Below are 26923 nucleotides of genomic sequence, written 5' to 3'. Positions count from 1 at the left end.
CGCCCCGGTTTGCGAACTGCTCCGGCGCGGCTAGCTGCCGCGCAGGAACCGGTCGAGTACCCGCACGCCGAACTGTAGTCCGTCGACCGGTACGCGCTCGTCAATGCCATGGAACAACGCGGAGAAGTTCAGGTCCGCGGGCAGGCGCAGCGGGGCGAAGCCGAAGCAGCGGATACCCAGCCGTTCGAACGCCTTGGCGTCGGTGCCACCGGAGAGCATGTACGGCACCGGCCGGGCACCCGGATCCTCGGCCCGCAGCGCGGCCGACATCGCGTCGACCAGGTCCCCGTCGAAGGTGGTCTCGACGGCCGGCTGCCGGTGGGTGTACTCCACCTCGATCTCCGGCCCGATGACCTGGCGCAACTGCTCCAGCAGCAGCTCGGACTGGCCCGGCAGGCTGCGGCAGTCGATGGTCGCGCTGGCCCGGCTGGGGATCACGTTGTCCTTGTAACCGGCCTCGAGCCGGGTCGGGTTGGCGGTGTTGCGAATGGTCGCACCGACGATGTTCGCGATCGGGCCGAGCTTGGCGATCGCCAGCTCCGGATCGTTCGGGTCGAACTCGATTCCGAGCAGTTCGGAGACCTGCTCCAGGAAGGTCCGTACGGTCGGGGTCAGCACGACCGGGAAGGTGTGCCGGCCGACCCGCGCGACCGCCTCGGCCAGCGTGGTGACCGCGTTGTCGTCGTGGACCATCGAACCGTGACCCGGTCGCCCCTTCGCGTGCAGGCGCAGCCAGTCCAGGCCCTTCTCGGCCGTCTGGATCAGGTAGAGCCGCAGGTCGTCGTTGACCGAGTAGGAGAACCCGCCGACCTCACCGATCGCCTCGGTGCACCCGTCGAACAGCTCCCGGTGCCGGTCGACCAGGAAGTGGGCGCCGTAGTCGCCGCCGGCCTCCTCGTCGGCGGTGTACGCGAGCACGATGTCGCGCGGTGGGCGTACGCCGGTGCGCTGCCACTGGCGGACCACCGCCAGCACCATCGCGTCGAAGTCCTTCATGTCGATGGCGCCCCGGCCCCAGAGGTAGCCGTCCCGGATCTCCCCGGAGAACGGGTGCACCGACCACTCGCTGGCGTCGGCGGGCACCACGTCGAGGTGCCCGTGCACGAGTAGCGCACCGCGACCGGGATCGGTGCCCGGGATCCGGGCCACCAGGCTGGTCCGGCCGGGCGCCGACTCGCGCAACTCGGATGCGATGCCGACCTCGGCGAGTTGGCCGGCCACGTACTCCGCGGCCACCCGCTCGCCGGCGCTGGTGGCGTTGTCCCCGGTATTGCTGGTGTCGATGCGCAGCAGGTCACGGCAGATGTCGACGACCTCGTCGGTGGCGCTGGGATGGTTGGGAGCGGCATGGCTGGTCATGCGTTTCTTCATACCAGCCCACCCCGGTGGTGGGTCGGGTCGGCCCGCCCTGTGGTCGCTCCGACCCGGCCGCCGCGTCCCGCACGACCGACTACCGAGGGTGACGGGATCGGGGGACGCCGGCCCGAGACATCGACCGCCGGGTTTGGCCCGTCACGGGTACGGGTATCGCCGTCGGCGTCCCCACATCCGCCTACTTCACCGCAGTGCCGCTCCCAGGAGGATCGCCGTGACCGTGCCCCTACCCCCGCTGCCGCCCACCGCCGGCGTCGACGACGATCACTACCGTCCCGGCGGGCTCAGCATGGTCGACCTGCTCGCCCGGGAGCACGAACAGATCGGCGCCCTGTGCCGGGAACTGGCCGACCCGGCGCTGCCGGCCGACCAGCGCCACCGGGTCGCCGAGGTGCTCACCGCGACCCTCACCCGGCACCTGTCGGCCGAGGAGCAGTACCTGTACCCGAGCGTGCGCAGCGCACTGCCGGACGGCGAGCCGGTCGCGGACCGGGAGATCGCCGCCGATGCGGCGCTGCTGCGCTCACTCGTGGACCTGTCCGCCGCGACGACCGGGGACCCGGAGTTCGAGCGGACCCTCAGCGAGATCACCGAGCAGGTGGGCCGGCACAATGAGGTCGCGGCGACGGAGATCTTCCCGGCCCTGCACTCGATCGCCACCGAGGCGGACCTGATCCGGCTCGGCAACCGGGTGCAGATCGCCGAGGAGGCGGCGCCCACCCGCCCGCACCCGACCACCCCGGCCACGCCGCCGTGGAACCGGATCGTCGAACCCGCGGTGGGCGTGGTCGACAAGGTCCGCGACGCGGTCAGCGGACGGCAGACGTACGTTGAGGATCTGCCCGAGGCGCAGCGGCCCTGACCGGACCCGCCGCCGCGGGGTGTCCACCGGGGACGGGAGCAGCAGCGGTGCGGGACGCGATCGTGGTGCGTGGTGGCTGGGACGGGCACGTCCCGGTCCAGGCGACGGAGTTGTTCGCCCCGTTCCTTCGGGAGCGGGGCTTCGCCGTGCAGGTTCACGAGGACCTCGACGTCTACACCGACGCCGACCGGCTGGCCGCCGCCGACCTGATCGTGCAGTGCTGGTCGATCGGCACCATCACCGACGCGCAGGCGACCGGTCTGGCCGACGCGGTACGGGCCGGTACGGGTTTCGCCGGTTGGCACGGCGGGATCGTCGGCGCCTTCCACCACACCACCTACCACCAACTCACCGGCGGCGTCTTCGTACACCACCCACCCGGGTTCGTCCACCACGAGCTGACGGTGGTGCCGGAACGGGCCGGACACCCGGTTGTCGCCGGCATCGACTCGGTGGCCCTGCACACGGAGAAGTACTGGGTGCTGTCCGACCCGCTCAACGACGTACTCGCCACGGTGACCTTCGATCCCGAGCCGGCCGACCCGACGGGGGCCGGTCCATCGGGGACAGCGTGGCACCGACCGGTCACCCTGCCCGCAATATGGACTCGAAACTGGGGTTCGGGCCGGATATTCGTATCGACCGTCGGCCATAAGCTGGACGATTTTGAGGTACCCGAGGTTCGGGCCATCACCGAGCGTGGGCTGCTCTGGGCGGCGCGTTAGCCCTGGTGGACCGTTCGGTTGCTCTTTACTTTTCGTTTGGGGGATCTTTCACTGGCCGAAGGTCTTCCCGTAGATCCCGTCATAGTCCTACCGTCACGCTATGAACCTGGAGCTGCGGCACCTGAAGGTGGTCTGCGCGATCGCGGAGACCGGCAGCGTGACCAAAGCTGCGTCCACGCTGGGACTGGCGCAACCCGCCCTCACCGCACAACTCCAGCGCATCGAGCGCACGCTCGGCGGGCCACTGTTCGAGCGGGACCGCCGGGGCGCCCGGCCGACCGCTCTCGGGGAGCTGGTGCTCGCCCGCGCCCGGGTGCTGCTGCCGGCGATGAAGGGGCTCCAGGACGAGGCGGCCCGACTCGCCGGCACCGGTACGACCCTGAGCCGGTACCGGTTCGGCGGGGTGAACAGCCCGCTCGTGGGCCGGCTGGTACACCGGCTCGCGGCCGACCAGCCGCACGCCCAGATCAGCACCTACGCCTCCTGGTACGTCGATGAGCTGGCCCAGATGGTGCTCAGTGGCCGGCTCGACTACGCCCTGGCCGGAGTCTGCGGCGACGCCACCCCGTCGGCGGAGTTCGGGCTGACCTGGCGGGCGATCGCGGTCGACGCGGTGTTCGTCGTCCTGCCCGAGGCGCATCCGCTCGCCGCCGTGGACGAGGTCAAGCTGGAGATGCTGCGCGACGAACAGTGGGCGGTGGCACCCGGCGACGGCTGCTTCGGCGACTGCTTCGCGGCTGCCTGCGCCCGGGCCGGCTTCACCCCGCGCAAGATGTACGAGACCGACATCCGGGGCTGTCTGGACCTGGTCGACGCCGGTGAGGCGGTGGCGCTGGCGCAGGCCACCTTCCGTCCGGTCTCCGGTCTGGTGACCCGACCGTTGGCCGGTGCGCCGCTGCGGTGGCGGTTGCTGCTCGGCTGGCACCCGGAGGCACCGGCGGCCGGGATCGCCGACCGGGTGCTCGGGCACGCGGTGGCCGCGTACACCGATTCCCTGCACCGCAACCCCGACTATCTCGCCTGGCTCGCCCGCAACCCGGCCTTCGGACCGCAGCAGATGGCCGCCGCCTGACCGATCCACCCGCCGGTGTGGGCCGACTCCACGCCAGGTCCGTACCCGTGGCGGGAGCGTGCCCGGCGACCGTCCGGTCGGGCGGTCACCGGTCCGCGCGGTATGAGCTAGGTGATATATACCTGCGTCGATTATGTGGCCGATAGGTTAAGCCTGCCCCGCCCGATCCGGTCCCGGCGGGCGGCCGACGGCCGTCCGGCACCGGGACCGAACCCCGATCGGCAGGGCACCGGACCATCCACATCGCCGGGTCACCGGGTTGGACGCGCCCGCGTCGCCACGGCGTGGTGAAGCAACCCCCATGTTCCCGCTTCGCCCGCCGTGCCGGGAGCCGGCATACCCCCAAGGAGACGAACGGATGAAGCGAAGACTCGCCGCGGTGGCAGCGGTGATCCTGCTGCCCACGGGTGTCCTCACGACCGTGGCCCTACCCGCGACCGCGGCCCCCGGCACCGCATCGACGAGCGCGGCGGACACCGCCGCGGCGCCGGAGATGCTCGCCGCCATGCAACGTGACCTCGGCCTGACCGCCACCGAGGCGAAGGACCGGATCACCCGCGACGACAAGGCCAGCCGGACCGACGCCAACCTGCGCAAGTCCCTCGGCAGGGCGTACGCGGGTGGTTGGGTGAGCGCCGACGGCGGTGCCCTGGTCGTCGCGATCACCGACGCCGCGCTCGCCGACCGGGTCACCGGCGCGGGCGCCCAGGCGAAGGTGGTGGCGCGCAGCGCGGCCCAACTCGACGGCGTCAAGAACGGGCTGGACCGGGCCGCCACCAAGGCGACCCACGAGTCGGTCGCCGGCTGGTACGTCGACGTGGCCACCAACACCGTGGTCGTACTGGCCAAGGACAGCACCGCGGCAGGCACGTTCGTGAAGGCGAGCGGGGTCGACGCGAAGGCGGTCCGGCTGGTCCCCACCACCGAGTCCCCGGTCCCGTTCTACGACGTACGCGGCGGCGACGCCTACTACATGGGCGGCGGACGCTGCTCGGTCGGCTTCCCGGTGACCGGCGGCTACGTGACGGCCGGCCACTGTGGCACCACCGGCACCGCGACCCAGGGCTTCAACCAGGTCGCCTCGGGCACCTTCCGGGGCTCCTCGTTCCCGGGCAACGACTACGCCTGGGTGCAGACCAACTCGAACTGGACCCCGCAGCCGTGGGTGAACAACTACGCCGGAGGCAACGTGACCGTGGCCGGCTCCACCGAGTCGGCGGTCGGCGCGGCCATCTGCCGTTCCGGCTCCACCACCGGATGGAAGTGCGGCACCGTCCAGGCGAAGAACTCGTCGGTGACGTACCCGCAGGGCACCGTCTCCGGGCTGACCCGGACCAACGCCTGCGCCGAACCGGGTGACTCGGGCGGCTCCTGGCTCTCCGGCCAGCAGGCGCAGGGTGTCACCTCCGGCGGCTCCGGCAACTGCACCTCCGGCGGGACCACGTACTTCCAGCCGGTCAACGAGATCCTCTCGGTGTACGGCCTGACGCTGCGTACCGGCAGCGGCGGCCCCGGCGAGCCGCCGCCGACCGGGTGCACCGGTTACGAGGCGACCTACACCGGCTCGGTGACCAGCGGCAACAGCCAGTTCCAGCCGGGCGGCAGCTACTACCAGTCGACCGTCTCCGGCACCCACCGCGGCTGCCTCGACGGGCCGTCCGGGGTGGACTTCGACCTCTACCTGCAGAAGTGGAACGGCAGCGCCTGGGTCGACGTGGCCGCGGGCGAGACCGCCAGCTCGGACGAGACGATCACGTACAACGGCACCGCCGGGTACTACCGCTACGACGTCTACGCGTACAGCGGCTCGGGCAGCTACTCGCTCGGCATCACCAACCCGTAACCGGAATCCGGCCGGCGCGGGCAAGACCCGCGTCGGCCGGCGACCGGACGGATCGGGCGGGTTTGCGGGGTACGCACCGGACCCCGCAACCCGCCCCTCCAGACGAGTAATCCCCCACTCTGGCTGGTCGTCGTACACGCCGCTCTCGAAAGCCCCAGAACCCGCAGATCGACCACTCATACGCCGCCGACCAGGCAGCGCGACGATCTTGCACTTGTGGTGGGACACAAATCCGGATGAGTGCCCTGATCCAGGCGCCACAAGTGCAAGATCGTCGCGGGGATCGGTGGTGCGGGCATCGACGGGAGTTAGGAATTACTCCCGCCCGGCGCAGCCGCGGCTACCGGCCAGAGGTGCGAATCGCCTCGAACCGGGTACCGGTAGGTACATGACCGACCTCATTCCGCCCGACGACGACCGGGAGAACGCGCGGCGGATCGCCGCCGCCCACACCGCGGCCTCCCGCGACGTGGAGGCGTTCCTGCGCCGGGCGCCCGACCTGCCCACCCCCGCCGACGTCGCCGAGTACGCGGCCCTGCTCGCCCGCGAGGAGGCGCTCCGCGAGGAGCGCCGGGACGCCGCCGAGTCGGCCGGGTTGGGAGCCCCCAGCATCGGCGGCGAATGACACCGGATCGAGAAAGGGGCCCCTCGCTATCGCGTTCCGATATCCGAGGGGCCCTTTCCGGCGTCTTGGCAGTGGCGGGCCCGGTTGCCCCCGGTGGCAGCGGCGGGCGGACCGTCGCCTTGCGGCGGCAGCGGTCGGTTGGGGTCAGCGTTCGAGCAGGGGGTCGTGGCCCAGGTCGAGCAGGGCCCGGCGCCAGCCCTCGTCGCTCGGGCCCGCATCGGGGCGGGTGTCGAGCAGCCCCTCGATCCCGTCCACCGTCACCCGCATCACGTCGATGTCCTCGGGCGTCAGGTCGACCTTCCGCTTGCGCTTCACGGCGAGGATCTGCCGGCCCGGCTCGGGCAGGTCGAGGTCCGGATCCGGGCTGAACGCCTCCTCCCCCGACCCCTGCGTCATCAACCAGGTACGCAGTTGCTCCGAGGTGACGTTGACCCGGTCGTGGAAGTCCTGCCAGAGCTGCTCGACCTCGGGTTCGATGCGTTGGTCGCGGGCCATCACCGCTCCTTCCGGGAGGTCGACGAGGTCCCCGCCGGGTCATCCTCGCCCGGGTCCCCCTCGTCACGGTCAGCGTCGTCGCGGTCCGGCCGGTCGCGTTCGCCCCGCAACTGTGTCCGGTCCGGGTTCGCGGTCGGCGGTTGCAGCACCGCATCGGTCTTCGGGCTCTTCTCCCGGCTCTCCTCGGGTTGGCTCACCGTCCGACTCCCCTCGCCGTGCCGCCGTCAGGACCGTCCGTGTCCACACAGGTGAACCCGATCCGGCCGGCGGTGCTCATTCGGCCGCCGCCGCGGCCGCCGCCGTGTTCCGTCCGCTGCTGTGGCCGCTGTCCGACACGTCGAAGGTGAGCGCGCCGTCGGCGGCGTCGACCGTCACCCGTTGACCGGGTGAGAGCGAACCGTCCAGCAGCATCCGGGACAACCGGTTGTCGATCTCGCGCTGGATCGTCCGGCGCAGCGGGCGGGCCCCGAACTCCGGCTGGTAACCGTGCTCGGCGATCCAGTCCACCCCCGCGGTGGTGAAGTCGACGACGATGTCCTGGGCGTGCAGCCGCCGCCGGGTGTCCTCGAGCAGCAACTCGGTGATCTGCCGCAACTGCTCGCTCTCCAGCCGCCGGAAGATGATCACCTCGTCGATCCGGTTGAGGAACTCGGGGCGGAAGTGTTCCTGCAGCCGGCGCATCAGCCGCTCCCGCAGCTCGATGCTCTCGTCCTCTTCCCCGTCGCCGCCGAACCCGACGCTGCGCTGGGTGCCGGTGATCAGCTCCGAACCGAGATTGCTCGTCATGATCAGTACGCTGTTGCGGAAGTTGACCGTACGGCCCTGGCTGTCGGTGAGCCGGCCGTCGTCGAGGACCTGCAACAGGATGTTGAACACGTCCGGGTGCGCCTTCTCGATCTCGTCGAGCAGCACCACCGCGTACGGGCGGCGGCGTACCGCCTCGGTGAGCTGGCCCGCCTCCTCGTACCCGACGTATCCGGGCGGGGCGCCGACGAGCCGGCTGACCGTGTGCCGTTCCTGGAACTCGCTCATGTCGAGCCGGATCATCCGGTCGGACTCGCCGAACAGCGCCTCGGCGAGGGCACGCGCCAGTTCGGTCTTGCCGACCCCGGTCGGGCCGAGGAACAGGAAACTGCCCATCGGCCGGTCCGGATCCGCCAGCCCGGTACGCGAGCGCCGCACCGCCTCGGCCACCGCGTTGACCGCGTCGTCCTGGCCGACGATCCGTTCGTGCAGGTGCCCCTCCAGCCGCAGCAGCCTGTCCCGTTCCTCCTCGGTGAGCTGGCTGACCGGGATCCCGGTCGCGCGGGAGACCACCTCGGCGATCTCCTGTGGCCGTACCTCGGGCACCTGCTGCTGGCCGTTGTCGCCCCGGGACGACTCGATCCGCTCCTGTACGCCCTGCAACCGGTCGCGCAACTGCGACGCGCGCTCGTACTGCTCGTCGGCGACCGCCTGTTCCTTGTCCCGGCGCAGGTCCTCGAGTTCCCGCTCCAGGTCGCGTACGTCGTTGTCGGGCGTACGGGTGCGCAGGCGTACCCGGGCGCCCGCCTGGTCGAGCAGGTCGATGGCCTTGTCCGGCAGGAACCGGTCGGTCAGGTAACGGTCGGACAGTTCGGAGGCGGCGACCAGTGCCTCGTCGCTGAACCGCACCTGGTGGTGTGCCTCGTACCGGTCACGCAACCCACGCAGGATCGCCACCGTGTCGTCCACCGAGGGCTCGGGCACCAGTACCGGCTGGAACCGTCGGGCCAGGGCCGCGTCCTTCTCGATGTGCCGCCGGTACTCGTTCAGCGTGGTCGCCCCGACGACCCGCAACTCGCCCCGGGCCAGGGCGGGCTTGAGCATGTTGCTGGCGTCCATCCCGCCCTCGCTGCCCGCCCCGCCGGCGCCGACCAGGGTGTGCAGTTCGTCGAGGAAGACGATGAGCTCCTCGCCGTGGGCGCGGATCTCGTCGATCACCTTCTTCAGCCGTTCCTCGAAGTCGCCCCGGTAGCGGGTGCCGGCGACCAGCCCGGCCAGGTCGAGCTGGACCACCCGCTTGCCGAGCAGGGTGCGGGGTACGTCGCCGTCGGCGATCCGCTCCGCCAGCCCTTCGACGATCGCGGTCTTGCCGACCCCGGCCTCGCCGATCAGGACCGGGTTGTTCTTGGTCCGGCGGGACAGGATCTCCACCGCCTGTTCGATCTCGTCGGCCCGGCCGATGACCGGGTCGATCTCGTCGGCGCGGGCCAGGTCGGTGAGGTCCTGGCCGTACTGGTCCAGGGTCGGGGTGCCCCGGTCGGGTTTGGGTCCGGGGGCACCGGAGCGTTCCGAGTTGGCGTTCTGCAGCGACTGCGGCTGGATCCGGCCGGCGGCGAGCATCCGCCCGGCCGGCGACTCGGGGTTGAGCGGCAGGGCCATCAGGATGTGCTCGGGGCCGATGTAGGAGGCGCCCATGGCGCGGGAGAGCTGGTGGGCGTCGAGCAGGGCCCGCTTCGCGGCCGGGGTCAGGGAAAGGTTCGGTGGCACCTGACCCTGCGGTGCCGGCTCGGCCGGGCGCTGCTGGCCGCCGAGGGCACCGGCGAGTGCGTCCGGGTCGGCCCCGGCCCGGCGGACGAGTTCGCGCAGCGGCTCGCGTTGCAGGGCGGCCCAGAGCAGGTGGTCGGTGTCGAGGTCGTTGCTGGAGGCGGAGGCGGCCCGGCGGGCGGCGTCGGCGAGCAGTTCCCGGGCATCGGCGGTCATCAACCGGGTGATGTCCACCCGGTGCGCCGGACGACGACCCTCACCGCGCCCGAAGTACCGCGCCAGGAACTCGTCCCAGGGGTCAACGCCGGAGTCACCGGGTGGCTGCGTCATCTCTGGTCCCCTTCGACGGGCAAGACACGGTCGGCGTGGCCTACCCCGCCGCAGGCCCGACAAACGTGCGCCGGTGGCAGGCTGACCCCATGGAGACCGAGCCGCTGCTGGTGGTGGATGCCGCGAACGTGATGGGTTCCCGGCCGGACGGCTGGTGGCGGGACCGGGCCGGGGCGGCCGGTCGGCTGCGGGACGCGCTCGTCCCGGTCGCCGAGGCGGGCCTGCCGGACCTGCCCGGCCCCGTCGAGGTGGTGCTGGTGGTCGAGGGGGCGGCCCGCGACATCCCCGGAGCCGACCCGGTCCGGGTGGTGTCCGCCGCCGGGTCCGGCGACGACCGGATCGTCGAGGTGGTCCGGTCGGAGGCTCCGGGGCGGCACTGCGTGGTGGTCACCGCCGACCGGGAGTTGCGGGCCCGCGTCCAGGCACTGGGGGCGGAGGTACGCGGGCCGCGCTGGTTGCGTCCCGACTGACGGCTGCCGTACGCCGTCTCGGGCGGCTGCCGTACCCCCGTCTCGGGCATTCTGTCGGAGATCCGACTCAATGTTGCCCGAAATGGCGAGTGCCGGGGTCCGACCTCGGGCTCCGTCAGAAGCCACGGTGCGCGTCGGAACGGACACTGAGGCGACAACCGCCCACGGGGGTATGTTGACCCCAGAACAAAACCAGAGCCCTCCCCGCCCGCCCCCAGGAGGTTCCGCCGTGGCGAGCGTCGCCGAGCTGAAAGCAGCCATCGATGCCGCCCTCCAGCAGATCACCGAGGGCCAGACCGCGGTGCAGGCGGCCAGCGAGAAGCTGACCGAGGCACAGCAGACCCTGGCCGGCGCGCTGGAGGGCAGTGGACACGAGACCGTCAGCGCCGCCCAGGCCTCGCTCTCCCAGGCCTCCCAGGAACTGGAGGAATGTCTCTCCGCGACCCTGGCCGCGGTGGAGCAGGCGCAGCTCTACGTCTCGACCCTCTGAGCCGCCGATGTCCATCGTGGAGGAACTGGGCGCGCAGGTACGAGCCGCCGCCGACGAGCTGCCGGTGGCGTTGGTGACGGAGGCGCTGGACCGGCTCCGGCAGGCCGCCGACCGGCTGCGCTGGGTGCGCCAGGAATCGGCCGATCCGATGGGTGTGCCCGAGCTGTCCGCAGCCACCGAGCACGCGGAGACCGCCGGGCACACGCTGCGGGTGGCACAGGACCAGTTCGCCGCGTACCTGGCCGCCATCGGGTTGGCCGGCGACGGGCCACCGGCCGCCGGGCAGCCGCAGCGGCGGGAACCGGCCGACGATCAGCCGACCGCCGGACCGGGGCCCGTACCGGAGCCGCAGGGCGAGGCCGGGCCGGTCCACCGGTGGTGGTCGGTCCGGGTGACCGAGCTGACCGGCCAGCGGGACTCACCCGAGGCAAAACCGGACCGCGAGATCACCGACGCCGAGGACCTGCTGCGCCGGGTGGCCGAACGCGTACGCGCCGACGACCGCGGCCAGCTCCACGCCCAGCTCCGGGACGTACCGGCCGACGTGGGGCTGGGGATGGCGGCGGTCGCCCCACCGATGCTGCGCGACCTGGCGGCCGAGCTGCTCGGGCACCCGCCCCGGGCACAGGACCTGCCCCGACTGCGCGGTGAACTCACCGGCAAGGCCCGTGACCTGCTCCCCGGGCTCCCCGCCGAGGTGCTCGAGACGGCACTGAGCCGGGTCTGCCGGATGCCACCGCCGAAGAACCCCACCGCCCCGCCGCACCCGGCCGACCCGGCGGTGGCCGCCGGGGTGCTCACCGGCCTGCTGCTCAACCGGCTCGGTCGCGACGCCCGGTCGGTGGCCGCCCAGAACCTGCGGGAGTCCGATGGCTGACGTTCGGACCCAGCTCGTCACCCGGGTCCGCGGCATGCTGTCGCACGCGCTCGGCGCGACCCGGGGTCGGCTGACCCAGGCCCGTACCGAACTCGACGGGTCGCGGGACCGGTTGACCCGGACCCGACGGGCCGCCGCGCGGGTGCCGCAGCGGGTCGGCGCCGAACGGGACCGCCGGCTCGCCGAGATCGCCGACGAGTACGAGGGCCAGCTCGTCGAGCTGGCCCGGCGTACCGCCGAGGCGGCGACCGACGAGGCGCCCGGCGCGGCCAGCGCACCCTGGCCCCGGTGGCGGCCGAGCCCGGCCGACCGGCACGAACCCGCAGGCGCGTTGCGGGTCGGCGCGGTCCGGCTGCCCGGCGCCGAACCGGTGCCGGCGCTGGTGCCGCTGCTGGACCGGGGACACGTGCACCTGGCCGGCGACGACCGGGCCGGGTGCGACGCCGTGGTGGCCGCCCTGCTGCTGCGGGCGATCGGCCGCGCCGAACCCGGCGCGGTCCGGCTGATCGGCTACGACCCGGAGCACCTCGGCGGCGGGCTGGCCGGCTTCGCCCCGCTGTCCACCGCCGGGCTGCTCACCTTCGTCGGGCCGGGCGGTCTGGCCCGCCTCCTCGACGACCTGGTCGACCAGATCCGACGGATCAACGAGACCGTTCTCGCCGGTGAGTACGGATCGCTGCGCGAACTGGCCGCCGCCACCGGCCGGCGTCCCGAACCCTGGCGGGTGGCGGTCCTGCTCGGCGGGGACGAGCTGTCCCGGCACGAACGCGGCCAGCTCGACCGGGTGGTCCGCACCGGCGCCGCCTGCGGGGTGCACCTGGTGGTCCGGGGCATCGAGCTGCCCGACGAACCGAACGTCGAGCGGGTCCTCGTCGGTGACGGCCTGACCCGGCTGCGTACCGCCCCGAGCCTGCCCGTACGGCTCGATCCGCCACCGCCGGCCGCCCTGGTCACCGACACCTGCCGGGAGATCGCCGCGACGGTCACCGCCGGTCCCGCACCGGCGCCGTTCACCGACCTGCTGCCACCGGTGGACCAGATGTGGAAGGAAGGTTCGGCGACCGGCCTGACCGTGCCGATCGGCGACGGCCCGCAGGGGCGCCCGGTGCTGCTCAGCCTCGGCGACTACCCGCCGCACGCGTTGATCGGCGGCCCGTCCGGCACCGGCAAGACCAACCTCATCTTCGCCTGGATCGGTTCGCTGGCCGCCCGCTACTCCCCCGCCGAGCTGGAGTTCTACCTGCTCGACTTCAAGGAGGGGGTGTCCTTCGCCCGGTTCGCCCAGGGCCGGCGGGACCCGAGCTGGCTGCCGCACATGCGGCTGGTCGGGATCAACGTCAACACCGACCGCGAGTTCGGGCTGGCCCTGCTCCGGTTCCTCGCCGAGGAACTGCGCCGCCGGGCCGACGCCGCCAAACGGCACGAGGTGACCAAGCTCGCCGAGCTGCGCGCGGTCGACCCGGACGGGCACTGGCCCCGGATCGTGGCGGTGGTGGACGAGTTCCAGATGCTGCTCGCCGGTCGGGACGCGGTCGCCCGGGAGGCGGCCGACCTGCTCGAGGACCTGGCCCGACGGGGCCGGTCGCAGGGCATCCACCTGGTCCTCGCCTCGCAGGACGTACGCGGGATCGAGGCGCTGTGGGGACGGCCCGCCCTGGTCGCCCAGTTCACCCTCCGGATCGCGCTGCCGAAGGCGCTGCGCATCCTCGCCGAACGCAACGACGCGGCCCAGGCCCTGCCCCGGCACCACGCCGTGATCAACGCCGAGTCCGGCATGGCGGAGGGCAACCAGGTGGCCCGGATCCCGTCGGCCAGCGACTGGGGCACCTGGAGCGAGCTGCAGAACCAGCTCTGGCGGATGCGCCCGCAGGACGCCGCGCCGGCCCGGTTGTTCGACGGCGACGCGGTACCCCGGCTGGCCGAGGCACCGGACTTCGCGGCCCTGCGACCGGTCGAGGAGTCGACCGAGGGCAGGGCCGCCGGTGGTCCGCGCGGTCCGGTCGCCCTGCTCGGCGAGATCATCGACGTCCAGTCGCGGTCGGCCGGAATGCGCCTGCCCCGGGCACCCGGGCGCAACCTCGCCATCATCGGCACCCGGGTGGACGAGGCGTGCGCGGTGCTGGACGCGGCGGCCCGGTCACTGCACCGGCAACATCCGCCCGGCACGGCCAGGTTCTCGATCGCGTGCCTGGACCCGGACGCCGACTCGGCCGCCCGTACTCTCTACGACTCCCTCGGTGACGACGCGGCCTGGTACGACGAGGAGACGGTGCCGGAGTTGATGAGCGAGACGGCCACCGGGCTCGGTCTGGGCGCCGCCCCGGGCGAACCGCACTACCTGCTGCTGTACGCGGTCGACGCCGCCGCCGGTCGGTTGGCGGCTCGGGCCGGTGGGCGTACGGGGCTGGAGCACCTGCGGCACATCCTGCACGACGGGCCGGAGCGGCGTACGCACGTACTGGCCTGGTGGCGGGGGGTGGCCCGGATGCGGGCGGACCTCGGGGGCCCGGCGTCGCGTACGGACCAGATCGGGGCCTGGGTGGCGTTGGACGTACAGGGGGCGGAGCTGGGTTCGGCGCTGTATCCGGGCACCGGTGGGCCGGACTGGTATCCGAGGCCGTGGCGCGGGCTCTTCTTCGACCGGGCGGTGCACCGTACCGGGCAGACGATCATCCCGTACGGACCGGCCCGATGAGCGGGACGTACGCCGAGCTGATCCGCCGGCTGGCCGAGACGACCGCGCGGATGGACGCCGAGCGGGGCGAGGCGCAGAGCTGGTACGCCGGCCAGGTCTCCGCCGCCGAACGCGCCGTACGCGACGCCGAGCAGGCGGTACGCCGGGCCGAGGCGGAGCTGGAGGAGGCTCGCAAGGAGGCCGAGTCGACCGACGCCGAGGTGCTCCTGCTCTGGCAGACGCTGCGGGAACGGCTCGGCGGCGGGGTGCGCCGGCTCGGTGACCCACCGGTGCCGACCGCGGGTGCCCCGACCGATCCGCGGCTGCTGCTCGACGGGGTGCGGGACCTGTTGGACCGGGCCAGGCATCCGGGTGAGTTGTCCGGCTCGGCCCAGCCGCTGCTGGCGGTCTTCGGCGTACTCGGTGCGGCGGTCGCGTACGCCCTGGGTTTCGCCGCCCGCGCGGCCGGTCTGCGGTACGGCGGCGACCTGGCCATCGGGATGCCGGTGCTCGGCCTGGTGGTGACGTTGGTCGGCCCGGTGGTCGGGCTGGCCCCGGCGAAGCTGCTCGCCGACCGCCGGCACGCCGGGCTGGACCCGAAGTCGGTGACCATCGTGGTGGCCGCCGGCCTGCTCACCACCGGCGCCCTCTTCGCCCTGGTGCGCTGACGGCAACCCGCCCGACCACGCTTTCGCGCGCGGTCAGGCGGGTACGGCCACCGCCTCCCGGAGCAGCCGGCGGGCGAGCAGGATCCGGTCCGCGTCGTCGTCGAGTCCGGGCAGGTCACCGACGCGGGAGACACCGCCGTCGAGGAATGCCCGCAGCGCGAGCGCGCACTGTCCGGGGAAGGTGATGGTGCGGTCGAACAGGCGCAGTTCGACCCGGTCGGGCTCGTCCGGACCGGCCGGCCCGAGCTGCCAGTTGAGCCCGCCGCGGGGGGCGAGCCGGGAGTCGGCGTCGAGACCGGCGATGGCGTCCGCCTGGGCCAGCGGCCGGATCGGCGCGGGACGGGCGGCCGACCAGACGCGTTCCCTGAGCCTGGCCGCGACCGCGACCGGGTCCGCCCGGTCCAGCCAGTCGCGCAGCGCCTCCACCGTCTCGGTCAGCTCCGGCCCGATCTGGGCGGGCTCGGCGAGGTCGAGCCCGAACGGCAGCGCGGCGCGCAGTCGCGGGTCCTCGGCGGCCAGCCCGAGCAGGGTCTCGACCAGCGCGTAGCGGGTGAGGGCACGGACCCCGACGGTGAGGTGCAACGAGCTGCCCTGCTGGGCCTGGGCGCTGTGCAGCCAGCCACGGGGCAGGTAGAGGGCGTCGCCGGGCTCCAGGGTGACGTCGAGCGCCGGTGGTCCGGCCGCGGTGGCGGAGACCTCGTCGGCCCGCCCGCCCCAGGGTTGACGTTCCAGCGGGTCGGTCAGGACCGGTTCGTGGATCCGCCAGTGCTTGGACCCGTCGACCTGGAGCACGAAGACGTCGTGGGTGTCGTAGTGGGTGGCGAATCCCTGGTTGCCGGCCGGGGTCAGGTAGGCGTTGACCTGCAACGGCTGGCGCAGGCTGGTACCCAGTTCACGGGTGAAGTCGATCAGCGGTGGCCAGTTGCGGTGCAGTCCCTGCAGGACGAGGGTGGCGCCGTCGGCGTACAGGTCGAGGATCCGCTCGTCGAGCACCTGGTCGCCGACCTCGGCCCCGGCACCGCCGCCGCCGGTGAACCGGCCCGCCGGCAGCACCTGGCCGTCCTTGGCCACTCTCAGGAACGGGGTACGCAGACCGCGTCGACTGAGCAGTTCGTCGGCGTCGGCGGGGCTGAGCAGGTCGGTGAAGCCGTCCGGGTTGGCGAGTTCCTTGGCCCGGGACAGCAGGGGTGCCCGACCCCAGTGGGTGGTGACGAACGCGGCCGGGGGCAGGGCCACACAACGGGCCAGCGCCGGGCGGCGGTCGCCGCCCGGCGCGTTGTCGGTCATCTACCGGGTCCCGGCTACCGGGCCGCGCTGTCCGCGCCGCCGTCACGCTGACCGGGGTTGGCGCCACCGTCGGCCGGGCCCTCGGCGCTGCCGTCGGCACCGCCGTCGTGCTGACCCGGCGTGGCTCCGCCGTCGGCCGGACCCTCGGCGGCGCCGTCGGCACCGCCGTCCCGCTGACCGGGGTTGGCCCCACCGTCGGCCGGACCCTCGCCGGCACCGCCGCCGCTCGTCCGGATGTCGTCGTCGTCGAGTCTCATCGGGCCCCCTCGGTTCAGTCGCCCCGCCTTCCACGCGGCGGGGCGCCGTGCAACCGGGTGGTACCCGGCACACGATCATCCCTAACCCGCTGGCGGGGTCACTCCACCAGGAAGCCTAATTCAGGTCGAATCATCGCAAAGCGGTTCGCGGAGTCCCGCGGCGTACCTCGGCGGGAGCCGGATCCGGCCAGGTCAGCGCCGGACCAGGGGTGCCGAGCTGTCCCGTACGACCAGGTCGGTGGAGAGTTCCACCCGAGGGGTGTCGACCGGCTCACCTCGGGCCAGGCGCAGCACCGTACGGGCGGCGAGCAGCCCCATCTCCGCCAGCGGCTGACGGACCGTGGTCAGCGGTGGCGAGGACCACCGCGCCTCGGGCAGGTCGTCGAAACCGACCACGCTCACGTCGTCGGGCACCCGCAGGCCGCGCCGACGGACCGCCTCGTACGCACCGAAGGCCATCTGGTCGCTGGAGGCGAAGATCGCGGTGGGTGGCTCGGGGAGGTCCAGCAGCGCGGTGCCGCCCGAGTATCCGGACTCGTGGTAGAAGTCCCCGGGCACGATCAGCTCGTCGAGCATGGGGATGCCCGCCGCCTCCAGCGCGGCCCGGTAACCGTCTAGCCGGGCCCGGCTGCACAGCAACCGGGGTGGGCCCGCGATGAAGCCGATCCGGCGGTGGCCGAGGGAGAGCAGGTGCTCGGTCGCCCGCAGCCCGCCGGCCCAGTTCGTCGCACCGATGGTTGGTATGTCCAGCGTGGGTACGCCCGCGGGGTCGACCAGCACCATCGGCACGTTCAGCCGGCGCAACTCGGCGTGCACCGGCGGGGCGAGGTCGCTGGTCACCAGGATCACCCCGTCGGTGGCCCGGGTACGCAGATTCTGCAACCACTGCCGGGTGGAGGTGGACCTGCGGTGGATGGCCGACACCACGGTGCCGACGCCGGCCGCGTGCGCGACGTCCTCCACCCCACGGATGATCTCCACCGCCCAGGGGCTGTCCAGGTCGTTGAAAACCAGGTCGATGAGGCTCGCGCCGGCCCGTGGACGGGTGGCCCGGCGCCGGTAGCCGTGCCGGCGCAGCAACTCCTCGACCCGCTCCCGGGTCTGCGGCGCGACATCGTTGCGACCGTTGAGCACCCGGGACACGGTGGGCACCGACACCCCGGCCTCCTGGGCGATCGCGGTGATGGTGATCCGGCGTCCTTCGTCGACCGTCACGAGGCAGCTCCTTCGTCGAGGCTCCAGCCTACGACCGAAACACTTTCGCGGTCGCGCCGGCACCTGGCCCGGGTCGATCACCGTTCGCCGAGGCCGGATGCCGAGGCGACGGCCGGTGCCGGCGGCTCTGGCGTTTTGCACCAAGTTACGGAACTGTTCCGGAAAGTGGTGCCCGCAGACTAGCCGATTCGGCCCCGGCTCGGCGCTTTCCCCGCTCGTGCTCCGGTGTCGTAACGAGGACACGTCGACCGGACATCGACGTCTGCGACCATGGAGAGCATGGCAGCAGGACGACGTACGGCCTGGGATCCGCTGGCCGCGACCGCCGGGGCAATCGCGCTACTCATGACCGTTCTCTATCTCTGGCTGATCGGCCGGCAGGGCGGCCAGGCGGTCGCCTGGTTCGTCGGCGGGACCGCCGCGGCGGGCCTGCTCGCCGCGTACGGGGTGCGCCGGGCGGCAGCCCACCGGGTCGGGGCGCTGGCGGTCGCCGGCACCATCATGATCGTGCTCGGAGTGCTCGGCATCCTCTCGATCGGCCTGCCCCTCCTGCTGGCCGGCGCGCTGGCACTGACCGCCGCGTTGCGCTCCCCCCGCAGGGTGCCCGACCCGGCGTCGTCGAGCTGAACCCCGAGCACGGGTGCCCGCGCCGGCACGGTGACCAGCCCGCCCCGGCGCACCAGGGCGGGCCCCGGTCCCGCACGATTCGTGCCCTACCGCCGGAGTGGGACCCGGCGCGCTTCGGTCCACGAGCGCAGCAGCCACTCGACCGGTCCGTACCGGAACCGGGCCAGCCACCATGCACTGAGGAGGAGTTGGCCGCCGAAGATTCCGGCCGCGATGAGCAGGGTGGGTAACGGGGCGACCCGACCGACCAGCCCGAGACCGATCCCGGTGAAGATCAGTACAGCGGCGACCGACTGACCGAGGTAGTTGGACAGGGCCATCCGCCCGGCGGGCGCGAGGATCCCGGCGATCCGGTGGCCCCACCCGGTCTGGAATCCGCGCAGCGCCGTGGCCACGTACGCGGCCATCAGCAGGGGCGCGGTGAGGATGCTCAGCATCAGGCCGGTCAGGTTCTCGGTCCCACCACCGATGGCGAAGACCAGCGCACCGGCCAGGCCGACCGGGTAACCCACCCACTGCACCCGCCGCAGCAGGCCCTGGTGCCGGGTGACGTCGGCGAGCAGCCGTACCTTGCCGGCCGCCAGGCCGATCAGGAAGGCACAGAGGGCGAGCGGCCCCTGGACCACGAGCGCCCCGATCATCGCCGGCATGGCACGGAGGTGCTCGACCAGCACCGAGCCGAGGCCACCACCCAGCGCCTCGGTGGACCGCGCACCCGCGTCGAGCGCGACGGCGTGATCCGGGACCAGGCCATCACCGCCCACGGCCGCCAGTGCGATGACCAACGCGACCAGGCCGAGCAGGACGCCCGCGAGGGTCGACGCGGTCCTCGGACGCATCCCCCGCGCCGCGAACAGCACCAGCCCGAGCAGGGCGTACGTGGTCAGGATGTCGCCGTGGAAGAGGAACACGGCGTGCAGTACGCCGAGTACGAACAGCCCCGCCAGCCGGCGCCGGAAGCGCGGGGCGAAGGCGACGCCGCGCCGTACGGCGGAATCGATCTGGAGGGTGAAGCTGTAACCGAACAGGAAGGAGAAGAGCAGGTAGAACTTCATGGAGAAGAGGAACTCGACGAGCCAGCGGGTGGCCTGGTCCACCCAGGACCCGTAGGCCGGATCGGGTACGAGATGGAACGGGTAACCGGACGCGAAGAACGCGATGTTGACGACCAGGATGCCGAGCAGCGCGAAGCCGCGTAACGCGTCGAGGTCCCCGATACGCGCCCCGTCCCCGGGTCTCGCCGAAGCGTCGGCGGGTGGTTCCACTTGCATCGGACTGCTGAACGGATTCATGGCCTGTCCCCCCGGATGTCAGCCTGTGGATCGGGTCGCCGCCTACGGGTGGATCGAACCGCCGCCGACGGGTGGATCGTCGGAATCAACGTATGAAAATGTCGAGTTCGCTCGACAGCCGGCAGACCGGAGGATTCGGGGTAGGGCTGGTCCTACCACCGGGGTGTACGGCCGGTCTACAAGCCCCGCTGCGAGCGGCGAAGCAGGCCCCGGGTGGCCGGCTCGGCCCGCCCCTGACACCCGTCCGAACGCCCCGACAACGACCGTGGGAGGGGTCCGTCGTGCAGTGGTGCGGGCGTGTACCGTCGCCGCATGACGGTGCTGCAGGAGTTTGTCGCCGCCCTTGCCGGCGGCCGAATCCAGGTTGTCGATCTCACCGCGCCGCTCTCGGACCAGACCCCGATCCTGGGCCTGCCCGAGCAGTTCGGCCAGACCTGGCCGTTCCAGCTCACCGAGATCAGCCGGTACGACGACCGCGGCCCCGCCTGGTACTGGAACAACTTCTCCACCGGCGAGCACACCGGCACCCACTTCGACGCGCCGATCCACTGGGTCACCGGCAAGCAGGCGGCCGACGTGTCGCAGGTGCCGGTGAGCCGATTGATCGCGCCGGCCGTGGTGATCGACCGCAGTGCCGACGCGGCGGCGAATCCCGACTTTCTGCTCGAGATCGAGCATGTGCGGGCGTGGGAGGCGGAGCACGGCGAGCTGCCGGTTGGCGGCTGGCTGCTCTACCGCACCGGGTGGGACGCGTACGGCGACGACGCCGAGCGGTACGCCAACGCCGGCAGTACGCCGGGGATCTCGGCGGAGTGCGCCCGCTGGCTGGCCGAGGAGTCGCCGATCCAGGGCATCGGGGTAGAGACGGTCGGCACCGACGCCGGTGCCGCCCACTCGTTCGACCCGCCGTTCCCGTGCCACTCGTACCTGCTGGGTCAGGAGAAGTACGGGCTGACCCAGTTGCGCAACCTCGCCGAGCTGCCGCCGACCGGTGCGGTGGTGATCGCCGGGCCGCTGCCGATCGTGGCCGGTTCGGGCAGCCCGTGCCGGGTTCTCGCGCTGGTCGAACGGTAGGCACGGGCCGGCGATGCGGGTATCCGAGGTGGTCGGCCGGGTGCTGGCCGGGCACGGCGCGCGGTACGTCTTCGGTGTGGTCGGCAGCGGCAACTTCCACGTGACGAACGCGCTGGTGGCGGCCGGTGCCCGGTTCGTGCCGGCCGCGCACGAGGGTGGTGCGGCGAGCATGGCGGACGCCTTCGCCCGTACCTCGGGCACGGTGGGGATCCTCTCGGTGCACCAGGGTCCGGGTCTCACCAACGCGTTGACCGGCATCACCGAGGCCGCGAAGAGCCGTACGCCGATGCTGGTCCTGGCGCCGGAGGCGACCGCACCCCGATCGAACTTCTTCCTCGACCTGCCGACCCTGGCCGCCTCGGTCGGCGCCGAGTTCCTCCGGGTACGGGCGACGCACGCGGCCGAGGACGCCGGCAGCGCCTTCCGGGCCGCCGCCCGGGGCGCGACGGTGCTGCTGGGCCTTCCGCTCGAGGTGCAGAACGCGTCGACCGAAGCGTGGTCGGGCCGGATCGCACCGGCCCCGCCCGCCGGGCCGCCGGTCGAGCCGGAGGTGGCGTCGCTGGTGGCGGCGCTGCGCGCGGCGCGCCGGCCGGTGTTCATCGCGGGCCGGGGTGCCCGTACCGCCCGCGAACCGTTGGTCCGGCTCGCCGACGCGTGCGGCGCGCTGCTCGCGGTCTCCGCCGCCGCCAAGGGGCTGTTCGTCGGGGACCCGTGGAACCTGGACGTGGCCGGTGGGTTCGCCACCCCGCTGGCGACCTCGCTGATCGGTGAGGCGGACCTGGTCGTCGCGTGGGGCAGCACGCTGAACATGTGGACCACCCGGCACGGCGAGCTGATCCCGCCGGGCGCGGTCGTGGCACAGGTGGACCGGGATCCGGCCGCCTTCGGGGTGAACCGACCGGTCGACCTGACGGTGGCGGGCGAGGTCGCGACGGTTGCGCGGGCGGTGCTGGCCGGGCTGGCCGGGCAACCGGTGTCGGATCCGCCGACGGGCGGATGGCGTACGCCGGAGCTGGGTCGGCGGATCGAGCGGGAGGGCCGCTGGCAATCGGTGTCCTACGTGGACGGAGGCAGGACGGAGCAGCCGGCCACGATCGACCCCCGGACGCTCTCCATCGCCCTGGACGATCTGCTCCCGGCGGAGCGGACGGTGGTGGTGGACTCCGGCAACTTCATGGGCTACCCGTCGATGTTCCTCGACGTGCCGGACGTGGCGGGGTTCTGTTTCACCCAGGCGTTCCAGTCGATCGGGCTCGGTCTGGCCAGCGCGCTCGGCGCGGCGGTCGCCCGGCCGGACCGGCTCACCGTGGCCGCGCTCGGTGACGGCGGTTTCCTCATGTCGGCCGCCGAGCTGGTCACCGCCGCCCGGCTGGCCCTGCCGCTGGTCGTGGTCGTCTACGACGACGCGGCGTACGGCGCGGAGGTGCACCACTTCGGCCCGGACGGGTATCCGTTGGACACGGTGACGTTCCCGCAGACCGATCTGGCCGCGATCGCCCGGGGCTACGGCTGCGCCGGGGTGACCGTCCGGGGCGTCGAGGACCTCGACCCGGTACGGGATTGGCTCGCCGGTTCCCGGAGCCGGCCGATGGTGGTCGACGCGAAGGTGTCGGGCGAGCGCGGTTCGTGGTGGCTGGAGGAGGCTTTCCGCGGGCACTGAGCGCCTTTGTGCGCCCCTGCTGCCGGTCAGCGATGCATGTGCACGCGAATGCTGGTCGCCCCGGGCCGGGTGTGTACGCGTACCAGGTCGCACAGCTCGTTGACCAGCACCAGGCCGCGCCCGCCGTCCTGGTCCGGCGCGGCCGGGATCCGACCGGCGAGCGGCTCGGTGATGTGCCCGGTGTCGGTGAGCTGGCAGATCAACTGGCTCCCGTCGGTCCAGACCGCCAGGGTGCCGGTGGCGCCGCCGTGCTCGACCGTGTTGGCGGCGAGTTCGTTGACCGCCAGGGTCAGGTCGGTGACCCGGTCCGGTGCCAGCCCGGCGGCCAGTGCCTGCGCGGTCACCAGCCGGCGCAGCGCCCAGAGCGTGTGGAACTCGATCACGACGGTCTCGGCGTACGCGGGCGGGGGCGGCAGTGGCAGGTTGAAGCCGTCGGCCACCACGAGCGGATCCGCGTAGTGCGGGCTGTCCCAGGCCGCGGTGGCGGTCCGCACGGTCGGATGGGTGCGGTACGCGTCGTCGAGCCAGTTCCGGTCCAGCCGACCGGTGTCGTACGGGCACAGGATGGTCGCCCGCCGGCCGGTGAAGGCGGCGTTGATCAGGGCCTCGTGCTGGGCACAGGCGGGGTATTCGTCGGCGGTCCGCCCGGCCCAGAGGGGCTCTCCGATGATGCGTACGGCCCGGTCGGGGTGGGCGTCGGCGAAGGCGAGCAGGACACCGGGGAGGATCCGGCCGGGGTTGCGCCCGGCCACGCCCATGTCGTGGAGTTGGACGTCGGCCGCGTCGGCGCCGAGGGCGGTGCGGATGTGGTCGAGGTTCTCCTCGGGCACGGCGACCATCACCGGTTCACCGGCGGCCAGTCCCGCCTGGATGAACGGCACGGTGCCGGCCAGGTATTCGTACCGGTTCGCGTAGAACAGGGCCGGGTGCACAAACGCGCCGGGACCGGTGGACTCGCGCATGGCCCGACCGCCTCCCCTGCCCGCCTGTTTCCGATCACCGCGCGGCAGCCCGGACGGCTCGACCGGAGTCATCGGGGTGCCGAACGGACCTCGCCGCCCATCACCATAGCCGTCCATTGCATCGGTGCATTCCCGGTGGCGGGCAGAAACCCCGACCACTCGGCCAGGGCGGACCACCGGTTTCGCCGAGCCCGATCACTGTGTGTAGTCACCAGTCCCGGACCGCCGGAGCCCGGCTCGGCGGAGGCGGCATCGGTCGGCCCCGAGCCGGGCTCAGGGAGTGGCGTACGCGTGCAGCGGGCCCGGCGCCGGGCGGGCGTCGAGCGTGCTCGGATCCACGCTCCACGCACCCGCGAGGCGCATCACGTCGTGCTCGGAAACCAGGATGTCGGGCTGTCCGTCCAGCGCGGGCGGCAGCCCCATCGACTGCTCCACGTCGTCGGGGTCGCCCCGCCACTCGGTGACCTCACCGATCTCGCCGAGGAAACCGAACGCGCGTACCGCGACGCCGTCGACCGCTCGGGCCCACCGGTGCAGCTCGGAGACCCGGTAGGTGGCGAAGAGCTGCACCTCGGTGCCGAGCGTGGCGGAGAGTTCCACCACGTCCACGACGGTGTTCGGCCGGAGCAGCCAACGGCCGGTCGCGAGCAGCCAGCGGGCGTCGCGGGCACCGGGCAGCGGCGGCGTCACCACCAGGCGGTCGTCGGTCAGGTAGGCCAGGTCGATGCCGTCCCGCCAGGAGACCGTACCGAGGTCGCGCAGTGCCAGGGCCCCGGTGAGAGCCTCGACGTCGGCGTCCCGGACCGCCAACCAGGACTGTTTGTGGCCGAATCCGACCATGGTCTCCCCCTGCATGCCCCGCACGTTACCGACCTTCGTCGCGCCGACGCGGCGACTTACCGGCGCGACCGCCGGATCCGGCCCTCCGGGTCCGCGCCGGGCCAGGTCCGATTCGGGTACGCGGCACGCCGGATCGCCGGTGGGCCCCCGGCCGAGACACGTCGGCGGATCTCGATGAGCAAGGATGATTCGTTAGTTCCGTTCCCGATCACGCATTTCGTCCCCGGAAGGACTGGACATGGAAAAGCCGAACATCGGACCGATCGAGGGTGCGCCCCCGGCGGACCTGGTCATCGAGGACATCACCGTCGGCGAGGGTCCGGAGGTCGGGCGCGGCCAGTGGGCCTCCGTGCACTACGTCGGCGTCTCCCACTCCACCGGCGGCGAGTTCGACTCCTCGTGGGGCCGGGGCGAGCCGTTCGGCTTCCAGGTCGGTGCCGGGCGGGTCATCGCGGGTTGGGACCAGGGCGTGGCCGGTATGAAGGTCGGCGGCCGGCGCAAGCTCGTCATCCCGCCGCACCTCGGGTACGGCAACCAGGGCGCCGGCGGCCTGATCAAGCCGGGCGAGACGCTGGTGTTCGTCGTCGACCTGGTCGACGTCAAGTAATCCTCGACCGTCGGCGGTGCCGGCGATGCCCGTACCCGGGGCCTCGTCGGCCCGTCGGCGGGCGGTGACGGCGGGCGCGCCCTCGGGTTAGGGTGCGGCGGTGTCGTCGTACGTGATCGGCGGTGTCTTCGCGCGGACCTCGCGCGCGGTCTCCCTCGGCCTGGTGGCCGGGGTCTATCTGGTGGCCGGCGGCGCGGGCGCACTGACCTGGTGGCTGCTCGCCCCGCACCACCACCCGCTGGCGGTGGCCCTCTGGGCCGATCTGGTCGGCACCGTGGTGGTCTTCGCCGCCTCCGTGGTGGCACGCAACGCCAGCCTCTACGACCCGTACTGGAGCGTGGCGCCGCCGCTGATCGTCCTCGGCTGGGTGGTCGCCGCAGGGCACGGAGTCGGCGTACGGCAGGCACTGGTGCTCGTCCTGGTCACCGTCTGGGCGGTACGCCTCACCGGCAACTGGGCCGCCGGCTGGACGGGCCTGAGCCACGAGGACTGGCGTTACGTGCAGATACGCGGGCAGACCGCGGGTCGGCTGCCCTGGTGGCTGGTCAACCTCACCGGCGTGCAACTCATGCCGACCCTGGTCGTCTTCGCCGGCCTGGTCGCCGTTTGGCCGGCGGTCACCGGCGACCGGCCGCTGGGCTGGCTCGACGCGGTCGCGGCCGGGCTCACCGCCGCCGCGATCGCCCTGGAGGCGCTCGCCGACCGCCAGTTGCACCGGTTCACCGGCAAGCCGGCGAACCGGGGCCGGATCGCCGACCGGGGCGTGTGGCGGTACGTCCGGCACCCGAACTACCTGGGCGAGATCGCCTTCTGGTGGGGACTGTGGTTGTTCGGGCTGGCCGCCGCGCCGCGCTGGTGGACCGTGGTCGGGCCGCTGGTGATGGTGGCGCTGTTCACCGGGGTGAGCATTCCGTTGATGGACCGGCGGTCGCTGGACCGCCGGCCCGGTTATCGGGAACACATGCGGGTGGTGCCCGCCCTGCTGCCCCGGCTCACGCGCCGACCGGCACCCGCTCCTTGATGAAGTTGAGCAGTTCCCGGGTGACGTCGTCGGCGTGGGTCCACGGGATCCCGTGCGGCGCGTCCTTGAGCACCACGAGCTTGCTGCCGTTGACCATGCCCGCCAAGCGCTTTCCGGTGGAGGGGAACGGAAGCACCCGGTCGGCGTCGCCCTGGATGATCAGCAGCGGCACGTCGATCCGGGGCAGGTCGTCCCGGAAGTCGGTCAACCAGGCCGGTACGGCGGCCAGGGTCGCCGTCGGGGAGGAGCTGATGGCCATGTTCCAGTTCGCCCGTACCGCGTCGTCGCTGACCAGCTTGCCGGCGTTGACGTCGAGGTTGAAGAAGTTCTGCAGGAACTGGGTGTACCAGACGTACCGGTCCTTGCGGATCTGGTCCATGAAGCCGTCGAACAGGCTCTGGTCGACCCCCTCGGGGTTGTCGGCCGTCTTGAGCAGGAACGGCGGGATCGGCGAGACCACCACCGCCCGGTTCACCCGCGCGGACCCGTACGCGCCGAGGTAGCGGGTCACCTCGCCGGTGCCCATCGAGTGCCCGACCAGGGTGACGTTGCGCAGGTCGAGGGTGTTCATGATCTGGTCCAGATCGGCGGCGAAGGTGTCGTAGTCGTAGCCCATGGTGGGCTGACTGGACTTGCCGAAGCCCCGACGGTCGTAGGTGATGGCCCGGTATCCGGCATCGACCAACGCCTGCACCTGCTTCTCCCACGCGGTGCCGCCGAACGGGTACCCGGGAATGAGCAACACCGGCTGACCTGCGCCGTGGTCCTCGTAGTAGATGTCGATGGACGCGGAATTCTCAACCCCGACACTGATGTACGGCATCTCGACTCCTCTCGCATGGACGCGTGCGTGACGGGGGTCGGCCGATCCGTTGCCACGTGAGAGGGGCGCGGCAGCCTGAAATTAACACGGTCCGGGGTGGGTGGTGGCCGAGTCGCAGGGTTGGGTCCACCCCCGCCGAGCGGTACCGCAAATTTTCGGCCCCGGTCCGATAGTTCAGGCCGTCGCGGCACGCACTCTGGACCGCTGCTTCATCACGCCGACCCTGTCCCCGCCGAGACGGTGGG

General features: G+C 72.4%; 26 protein-coding genes. 15 read left to right on the top strand and 11 right to left on the bottom strand.

Annotated features, from left to right (window positions below; all coding sequences use genetic code 11):
• Positions 1-30: 30 nt before the first annotated feature.
• The gene (locus ACWEFB_RS00370; RefSeq protein WP_326558638.1) at positions 31-1359 is read right to left on the bottom strand and encodes a M20/M25/M40 family metallo-hydrolase; all 1329 of its coding nucleotides are present in this window, start codon (positions 1357-1359) and stop codon (positions 31-33) included.
• Positions 1360-1588: 229 nt separating this feature from the next.
• Here ACWEFB_RS00370 and ACWEFB_RS00365 point away from each other — a divergent pair, with 229 nt between their 5' ends.
• From ACWEFB_RS00365 to ACWEFB_RS00345, 5 genes are all read left to right on the top strand, one after another.
• Positions 1589-2236, top strand: coding sequence for a hemerythrin domain-containing protein (locus tag ACWEFB_RS00365; RefSeq protein WP_452280770.1), 648 nt, complete (start codon positions 1589-1591; stop codon positions 2234-2236).
• 47 nt (positions 2237-2283) lie between these two features.
• Positions 2284-2961 (top strand): ThuA domain-containing protein, encoded by a 678-nt coding sequence (locus ACWEFB_RS00360; RefSeq protein ID WP_452280768.1) that lies wholly within the window; start codon positions 2284-2286, stop codon positions 2959-2961.
• Positions 2962-3061: 100 nt separating this feature from the next.
• The gene (locus ACWEFB_RS00355; protein WP_326558642.1) at positions 3062-4033 is read left to right on the top strand and encodes a LysR family transcriptional regulator; all 972 of its coding nucleotides are present in this window, start codon (positions 3062-3064) and stop codon (positions 4031-4033) included.
• A gap of 358 nt (positions 4034-4391) precedes the next feature.
• The gene (locus tag ACWEFB_RS00350) at positions 4392-5876 is read left to right on the top strand and encodes a S1 family peptidase (RefSeq protein ID WP_326558643.1); all 1485 of its coding nucleotides are present in this window, start codon (positions 4392-4394) and stop codon (positions 5874-5876) included.
• Between the two features lie 388 nt (positions 5877-6264).
• Entirely contained in the window at positions 6265-6501 is a 237-nt protein-coding gene (locus ACWEFB_RS00345) for a hypothetical protein (protein WP_452280765.1), read from the top strand.
• 144 nt (positions 6502-6645) lie between these two features.
• On the opposite strand, the gene ACWEFB_RS00340 is transcribed toward ACWEFB_RS00345, so the two are convergent.
• The 3 genes from ACWEFB_RS00340 to ACWEFB_RS00330 form a co-directional block, all read right to left on the bottom strand.
• On the bottom strand, positions 6646-6996 hold the full coding sequence (locus ACWEFB_RS00340) for a DUF3140 domain-containing protein (protein ID WP_326558645.1): 351 nt from the start codon (positions 6994-6996) through the stop codon (positions 6646-6648).
• Positions 6996-7193 (bottom strand): hypothetical protein, encoded by a 198-nt coding sequence (locus ACWEFB_RS00335; protein ID WP_326558646.1) that lies wholly within the window; start codon positions 7191-7193, stop codon positions 6996-6998. The genes ACWEFB_RS00340 and ACWEFB_RS00335 overlap by 1 nt, the downstream gene beginning before the upstream one ends.
• Before the next feature lie 76 nt (positions 7194-7269).
• On the bottom strand, positions 7270-9834 hold the full coding sequence (locus ACWEFB_RS00330; protein ID WP_363601624.1) for an ATP-dependent Clp protease ATP-binding subunit: 2565 nt from the start codon (positions 9832-9834) through the stop codon (positions 7270-7272).
• A gap of 89 nt (positions 9835-9923) precedes the next feature.
• On the opposite strand from ACWEFB_RS00330, the gene ACWEFB_RS00325 reads away from it, so the two are divergent.
• The 5 genes from ACWEFB_RS00325 (at position 9924) to ACWEFB_RS00305 (ending at position 15013) form a co-directional block, all read left to right on the top strand.
• Positions 9924-10304, top strand: a complete 381-nt coding sequence (locus ACWEFB_RS00325) for a hypothetical protein (protein WP_452280762.1) — start codon at positions 9924-9926, stop codon at positions 10302-10304.
• Positions 10305-10533: 229 nt separating this feature from the next.
• A complete protein-coding gene (locus ACWEFB_RS00320; RefSeq protein WP_326558649.1) occupies positions 10534-10794 on the top strand; it encodes a hypothetical protein in 261 nt (86 codons plus the stop codon).
• 7 nt (positions 10795-10801) lie between these two features.
• A complete protein-coding gene (locus ACWEFB_RS00315) occupies positions 10802-11671 on the top strand; it encodes a hypothetical protein (protein WP_326558650.1) in 870 nt (289 codons plus the stop codon).
• Positions 11664-14366, top strand: a complete 2703-nt coding sequence (locus ACWEFB_RS00310) for an FtsK/SpoIIIE domain-containing protein (RefSeq protein WP_452280760.1) — start codon at positions 11664-11666, stop codon at positions 14364-14366. Before ACWEFB_RS00315 ends, ACWEFB_RS00310 begins: the two co-directional genes overlap by 8 nt.
• Positions 14363-15013: a hypothetical protein gene (locus ACWEFB_RS00305; protein WP_452280758.1), complete on the top strand. Its 651-nt coding sequence runs from the start codon at positions 14363-14365 to the stop codon at positions 15011-15013. Before ACWEFB_RS00310 ends, ACWEFB_RS00305 begins: the two co-directional genes overlap by 4 nt.
• 33 nt (positions 15014-15046) lie before the next feature.
• Here the strand turns inward: ACWEFB_RS00305 and ACWEFB_RS00300 are convergent, their stop codons facing one another.
• From ACWEFB_RS00300 to ACWEFB_RS00290, 3 genes are all read right to left on the bottom strand, one after another.
• Positions 15047-16300, bottom strand: a complete 1254-nt coding sequence (locus ACWEFB_RS00300; RefSeq protein ID WP_452280756.1) for a cupin domain-containing protein — start codon at positions 16298-16300, stop codon at positions 15047-15049.
• 14 nt (positions 16301-16314) lie between these two features.
• Positions 16315-16557 carry a hypothetical protein gene (locus ACWEFB_RS00295; protein WP_452280754.1) on the bottom strand — a complete coding sequence of 81 codons (243 nt, stop codon included), beginning with the start codon at positions 16555-16557 and terminating at the stop codon, positions 16315-16317.
• Between the two features lie 192 nt (positions 16558-16749).
• Complete coding sequence (locus ACWEFB_RS00290; protein WP_326558655.1) at positions 16750-17772, bottom strand: LacI family DNA-binding transcriptional regulator; 1023 nt, start codon at positions 17770-17772, stop codon at positions 16750-16752.
• A 279-nt stretch (positions 17773-18051) separates the two neighbouring features.
• On the opposite strand from ACWEFB_RS00290, the gene ACWEFB_RS00285 reads away from it, so the two are divergent.
• Positions 18052-18399 (top strand): hypothetical protein, encoded by a 348-nt coding sequence (locus ACWEFB_RS00285; protein WP_452280751.1) that lies wholly within the window; start codon positions 18052-18054, stop codon positions 18397-18399.
• A gap of 86 nt (positions 18400-18485) precedes the next feature.
• Here ACWEFB_RS00285 and ACWEFB_RS00280 read toward each other — a convergent pair whose 3' ends face one another.
• Positions 18486-19670, bottom strand: coding sequence for a DUF418 domain-containing protein (locus ACWEFB_RS00280; protein ID WP_452280749.1), 1185 nt, complete (start codon positions 19668-19670; stop codon positions 18486-18488).
• Between the two features lie 333 nt (positions 19671-20003).
• Here ACWEFB_RS00280 and ACWEFB_RS00275 point away from each other — a divergent pair, with 333 nt between their 5' ends.
• Both ACWEFB_RS00275 and ACWEFB_RS00270 read left to right on the top strand, forming a co-directional pair.
• Complete coding sequence (locus tag ACWEFB_RS00275; protein ID WP_452280747.1) at positions 20004-20765, top strand: cyclase family protein; 762 nt, start codon at positions 20004-20006, stop codon at positions 20763-20765.
• A gap of 13 nt (positions 20766-20778) precedes the next feature.
• On the top strand, positions 20779-22425 hold the full coding sequence (locus ACWEFB_RS00270) for a thiamine pyrophosphate-binding protein (protein ID WP_452280745.1): 1647 nt from the start codon (positions 20779-20781) through the stop codon (positions 22423-22425).
• A gap of 26 nt (positions 22426-22451) precedes the next feature.
• Here ACWEFB_RS00270 and ACWEFB_RS00265 read toward each other — a convergent pair whose 3' ends face one another.
• Together ACWEFB_RS00265 and ACWEFB_RS00260 are read right to left on the bottom strand one after the other, a co-directional pair.
• Positions 22452-23387, bottom strand: a complete 936-nt coding sequence (locus ACWEFB_RS00265; RefSeq protein ID WP_452280743.1) for an anti-sigma factor RsbA family regulatory protein — start codon at positions 23385-23387, stop codon at positions 22452-22454.
• A 273-nt stretch (positions 23388-23660) separates the two neighbouring features.
• A complete protein-coding gene (locus tag ACWEFB_RS00260; protein ID WP_452280741.1) occupies positions 23661-24242 on the bottom strand; it encodes a hypothetical protein in 582 nt (193 codons plus the stop codon).
• Between the two features lie 223 nt (positions 24243-24465).
• Here ACWEFB_RS00260 and ACWEFB_RS00255 point away from each other — a divergent pair, with 223 nt between their 5' ends.
• The gene (locus ACWEFB_RS00255) at positions 24466-24834 is read left to right on the top strand and encodes an FKBP-type peptidyl-prolyl cis-trans isomerase (RefSeq protein ID WP_326558663.1); all 369 of its coding nucleotides are present in this window, start codon (positions 24466-24468) and stop codon (positions 24832-24834) included.
• A 100-nt stretch (positions 24835-24934) separates the two neighbouring features.
• The gene (locus ACWEFB_RS00250) at positions 24935-25855 is read left to right on the top strand and encodes a DUF1295 domain-containing protein (RefSeq protein ID WP_452280739.1); all 921 of its coding nucleotides are present in this window, start codon (positions 24935-24937) and stop codon (positions 25853-25855) included.
• Here the strand turns inward: ACWEFB_RS00250 and ACWEFB_RS00245 are convergent.
• Positions 25827-26678: an alpha/beta fold hydrolase gene (locus ACWEFB_RS00245; protein ID WP_452280737.1), complete on the bottom strand. Its 852-nt coding sequence runs from the start codon at positions 26676-26678 to the stop codon at positions 25827-25829. The genes ACWEFB_RS00250 and ACWEFB_RS00245 overlap by 29 nt on opposite strands.
• Positions 26679-26923 lie beyond the last annotated feature (245 nt).

This window comes from Micromonospora sp. NPDC004704 (assembly GCF_053601675.1).
This window is presented reverse-complemented; position numbering and strand designations above follow the sequence as displayed.

What these genes read in the sequence shown, in the direction of transcription:
- ACWEFB_RS00350 (WP_326558643.1), top strand. Translation starts at nt 4,392, where the DNA reads ATGAAGCGAAGACTCGCCGCGGTGGCAGCGGTGATCCTGCTGCCCACG.
- ACWEFB_RS00355 (WP_326558642.1), top strand. Translation starts at nt 3,062, where the DNA reads ATGAACCTGGAGCTGCGGCACCTGAAGGTGGTCTGCGCGATCGCGGAG.
- ACWEFB_RS00345 (WP_452280765.1), top strand. Translation starts at nt 6,265, where the DNA reads ATGACCGACCTCATTCCGCCCGACGACGACCGGGAGAACGCGCGGCGG.
- ACWEFB_RS00340 (WP_326558645.1), bottom strand. Translation starts at nt 6,996, where the DNA reads ATGGCCCGCGACCAACGCATCGAACCCGAGGTCGAGCAGCTCTGGCAG.
- ACWEFB_RS00315 (WP_326558650.1), top strand. Translation starts at nt 10,802, where the DNA reads ATGTCCATCGTGGAGGAACTGGGCGCGCAGGTACGAGCCGCCGCCGAC.
- ACWEFB_RS00255 (WP_326558663.1), top strand. Translation starts at nt 24,466, where the DNA reads ATGGAAAAGCCGAACATCGGACCGATCGAGGGTGCGCCCCCGGCGGAC.
- ACWEFB_RS00295 (WP_452280754.1), bottom strand. Translation starts at nt 16,557, where the DNA reads ATGAGACTCGACGACGACGACATCCGGACGAGCGGCGGCGGTGCCGGC.
- ACWEFB_RS00245 (WP_452280737.1), bottom strand. Translation starts at nt 26,678, where the DNA reads ATGCCGTACATCAGTGTCGGGGTTGAGAATTCCGCGTCCATCGACATC.
- ACWEFB_RS00270 (WP_452280745.1), top strand. Translation starts at nt 20,779, where the DNA reads ATGCGGGTATCCGAGGTGGTCGGCCGGGTGCTGGCCGGGCACGGCGCG.
- ACWEFB_RS00325 (WP_452280762.1), top strand. Translation starts at nt 9,924, where the DNA reads ATGGAGACCGAGCCGCTGCTGGTGGTGGATGCCGCGAACGTGATGGGT.
- ACWEFB_RS00310 (WP_452280760.1), top strand. Translation starts at nt 11,664, where the DNA reads ATGGCTGACGTTCGGACCCAGCTCGTCACCCGGGTCCGCGGCATGCTG.
- ACWEFB_RS00285 (WP_452280751.1), top strand. Translation starts at nt 18,052, where the DNA reads ATGGCAGCAGGACGACGTACGGCCTGGGATCCGCTGGCCGCGACCGCC.
- ACWEFB_RS00305 (WP_452280758.1), top strand. Translation starts at nt 14,363, where the DNA reads ATGAGCGGGACGTACGCCGAGCTGATCCGCCGGCTGGCCGAGACGACC.
- ACWEFB_RS00265 (WP_452280743.1), bottom strand. Translation starts at nt 23,387, where the DNA reads ATGCGCGAGTCCACCGGTCCCGGCGCGTTTGTGCACCCGGCCCTGTTC.
- ACWEFB_RS00330 (WP_363601624.1), bottom strand. Translation starts at nt 9,834, where the DNA reads ATGACGCAGCCACCCGGTGACTCCGGCGTTGACCCCTGGGACGAGTTC.
- ACWEFB_RS00370 (WP_326558638.1), bottom strand. Translation starts at nt 1,359, where the DNA reads ATGACCAGCCATGCCGCTCCCAACCATCCCAGCGCCACCGACGAGGTC.
- ACWEFB_RS00280 (WP_452280749.1), bottom strand. Translation starts at nt 19,670, where the DNA reads ATGCAAGTGGAACCACCCGCCGACGCTTCGGCGAGACCCGGGGACGGG.
- ACWEFB_RS00260 (WP_452280741.1), bottom strand. Translation starts at nt 24,242, where the DNA reads ATGCAGGGGGAGACCATGGTCGGATTCGGCCACAAACAGTCCTGGTTG.
- ACWEFB_RS00300 (WP_452280756.1), bottom strand. Translation starts at nt 16,300, where the DNA reads ATGACCGACAACGCGCCGGGCGGCGACCGCCGCCCGGCGCTGGCCCGT.
- ACWEFB_RS00275 (WP_452280747.1), top strand. Translation starts at nt 20,004, where the DNA reads ATGACGGTGCTGCAGGAGTTTGTCGCCGCCCTTGCCGGCGGCCGAATC.